The organism is Shewanella sp. 1180_01, assembly GCF_052850535.1.
The window spans coordinates 1-3241 of the sequence record NZ_VXCT01000105.1 but is presented as its reverse complement, the minus strand read 5'-3'; the positions used below and the strand labels follow the sequence as shown (position 1 = coordinate 3241).

General features: G+C 52.8%; 3 protein-coding genes. All 3 read left to right on the top strand.

From position 1 onward, the window contains the following. Positions 1-1138: hypothetical protein (locus FW758_RS24080; RefSeq protein ID WP_446446775.1), on the top strand; the 1138-nt coding region annotated here is incomplete at its 5' end. Beyond that, positions 1138-2724 carry a DUF935 domain-containing protein gene (locus FW758_RS24075; RefSeq protein ID WP_446446774.1) on the top strand — a complete coding sequence of 529 codons (1587 nt, stop codon included), beginning with the start codon at positions 1138-1140 and terminating at the stop codon, positions 2722-2724. The genes FW758_RS24080 and FW758_RS24075, both read left to right, overlap by 1 nt. After that, the coding region (locus FW758_RS24070) for a phage head morphogenesis protein (RefSeq protein ID WP_446446773.1) at positions 2717-3241 on the top strand (525 nt) is incomplete at its 3' end. The genes FW758_RS24075 and FW758_RS24070, both read left to right, overlap by 8 nt.

The window sequence follows — 3241 nt, the reverse complement described above, 5'->3', positions numbered from 1 at the left end:
TATAGACGAAGCGGCGTTCCACGAGCGCTTGGCCGAAGTGCTAAAAGCGGCATTGGCACTAACCATGTGGGGCGCGAAGGTACGCTTGATCTCCACCCATAATGGCATTGATAACCAGTTCAATGAGCTGATTAATGATTCCCGTGCGGGTAAAAAAGATTACTCCATTCACCGCGTCACCTTAGATGATGCCTGTAATGAGGGGCTGTATAAGCGTATTTGCCAAGTGCGCGGCATCGAATGGAGCCAAGCGGCCGAGGATGACTGGAAAGCTAAATTACTCAAAGCCACTGCCACCGAAGAGGACGCACTAGAAGAATACTTCTGCGTGCCTAAATCGGGCGGTGGTGCCTATCTTAACCGCGCGTTAATCGAAGCCCGCATGGCCAGCGTGACAGATAGCGGCCCCGTTGTTCGCCTTAAAAAAGACGACGCTTTTGGACAATGGCCAGAGGGTTTACGGGCAGCGGAGATCCTTAAGTGGTGTGAGGATGAACTCAAGCTGGTTCTCGATAGCTTAGACCCTGCACGCCCCCATTGCTTTGGTGAAGACTTTGCCCGTAGTGGTGACTTAACTGTGATTGACGTGGGGGAAATCGCTCAAGATCTTCACATCAAAACCAAGTTACAGGTCGAGCTTAAAAACATTCCCTTTCGCCAGCAAGAGCAGATCCTGTTTTACATTGTGGACCGCTTACCACGGCTGAGGGGCGGCGCGATGGATGCGCGCGGGAATGGCCAAGCGTTAGCGGAATACGCCCAGGATAAATACGGCAGTGAAGTGATCGCCTGTGTGATGCTATCTGAGTCCTTTTACCGCGAGCAAATGCCACGTTTTAAAAGTCACTTTGAAGATGGGCTTATCACTATTCCACGGGACGATGACACCAGTACTGATCTGCGGGCCTTGAGCATTAACCGTCGAGGTACACCATGCCTTGGCGATGTGCGAACAGGTCAAGAAAAAGAACGCCACGGTGATGCCGCAATCAGCCTGTTCTTGATGGTATACGCCTCCACCTTAGACGGTGCCCCCATAGAGTTCACCCCCATTCCTAGGAGTGATCACCGTAATCCGAATGCCGCAGCAAGTGCCCATGAGGATGATGATCATCAAACGCAGCGAGGTTGCTGGTAATGCAAGAAAAAACAACTGAATCACGTATTTTGGACGCCAGTGGTCGGCCGTTTAAGCAGCGTGAAGCCAAAGTACTGCAGACCGACGATGTGCGTTTAATTGGCTTGCAACGTACCTTTAGCCAGCACCCGAGTAGTGGCTTAACGCCCGCCAGTGCAGCCAATATTTTGCAGGCCGCCGAGCAAGGCGATCTCATTGCTCAATGTGAACTGGCCGAAGATATCGAAGAGAAAGACGGCCACCTATATGCCGAGTTAGACAAACGCAAACGGGCGCTGATCGGCGTGGACTATTACTTAGTGCCACCCCGTAACCCGACGCCACAGGAAAAGGCCGACACTGAATATCTGCAAGAAATGCTCGAAGAAGGTAACTGGATAAAGACGCTCATTAAGTCAATGAGTGATGCCATTCTCAAGGGCTTTAGCATGCACGAGTTGGCCTGGGCGCGAGAGCTAGGCGAATGGTTTATTGAAGTGCCAGAGTATCGCGATCCGTCTTGGTTTATGACTCACCCTGAGCGGCGCAACGAACTGCGCCTGCGTGATGCCACGGTTAATGGCGCTGACCTGTGGCCCTTTGGTTGGATCAAACATATTCACCCAGCCAAGTCGGGCTATGTCAGCCGCAGTGGTTTAGTGCGTCAGTTAATCTGGCCGTTCATTTTTAAAAACTACAGTGTGCGCGACTTAGCCGAGTTCCTTGAGATCTACGGTTTGCCGCTGCGTATTGGTCAGTATCCTGCGGGTGCCAACGATGAGGAAAAGCGCGCCCTGTTAAATGCAGTGATGAGCATTGGCCATAACGCGGGTGGCATTATGCCCAAGGGCATGGTGATGGATTTTGAGAGTGCAGCCACAGGTCAAGCTGATCCCTTTGATTTGATGATTAGCTGGGCTGAAAAGACCATGAGCAAGGTGATTTTAGGCGGCACCTTGACCAGCCAAGCCGATGGCAAAAGCTCCACCAATGCATTGGGTAATGTGCATAACGAAGTGCGCCAAGAGCTGCGTGATGCTGACCTTAGCCTGATTGCCGAAACCTTAACCCGCGATTTAGTGGCCCCTTTGTATGCGCTCAACTGCAAGAGTTATCAAAGCCATCGCCGTCATCCACGTTTAGTCTTTGATACCACTGAGGCCGAAGATTTACGTGCCTTGGCTTATCCGCTTCGGGCGTTCGTCAGCATGGGCATGCAGATCCCACAAAACTGGCTGCATGAAAAGACCCGTATCCCTAAGCCCGCTAATGGCGAAGCCGTGCTGGTGATCCAGCAAGAAGACCCCAATGCCAGCGCTGCTAGCCAGACGGCATTGGCGGCTTTAGCCGCTCAACCGTCTAGTGCTCCGTTGAGTGAACCGAGCCAAACCGCCTTAGATAAAGCCTTGGATGCACTCACTCAAGGGCAAATGAGCGAAGCCTATATGGCGATGGTAGAGCCATTACTGGCACAACTGCAGAGCGAGCCGGAGCAGCTGCGGGCGCAACTGGAAAAGGACTATCCCGCCATGGATACCGAGCAGCTTACCGAAATGCTCGCGCGGTTAATGTTTGTGGCCGAACTATGGGGCATCGCCAATGCCTAAAACCGTTGATTTAAGCATTGCCATTAACCAAGCCCCCGCCGATGCGGTGGCCTATTTTCGTGCCAAAGGCTTTGCCATCAGTGACGATTGGCAAGACGTGTGGACTCGCGCCCACGCCCGAGCCTTTACTGTGGCCAAGGCGGCACAGATGGATGTGCTCACGGCGATCCGTAATGAAGTGGATGCAGCCCTAAGCCAAGGGTTAACCGCTAAGCAGTTTCAGGCCAACCTTAAACCTCAACTCGAAAAGCTCGGATGGTGGGGTAAAAAGGAAGTCGATGGCCGCGAGGTACAGCTGGGGAGTCCCTACCGCTTAAACACTATCTATCGTCAAAACCTGCAAACCGCTTACATGGCTGGGCGCTATCGGCGCATGTTATCGCGCACTAAAACCCACCCCTATTGGCAGTATGTGGCGATAGATGACGGCCAAACACGCCCAGCCCATGCGCGGCTTAGGGGTAAAGTGTTTCGCTTTGACGATCCAATATGGGACGTCATCTATCCTCCCAATGGC

Bases quoted from the DNA above. Each gene is read 5' to 3' on its own strand.
- FW758_RS24075 (WP_446446774.1), top strand. From the start codon at position 1,138: ATGCAAGAAAAAACAACTGAATCACGTATTTTGGACGCCAGTGGTCGG.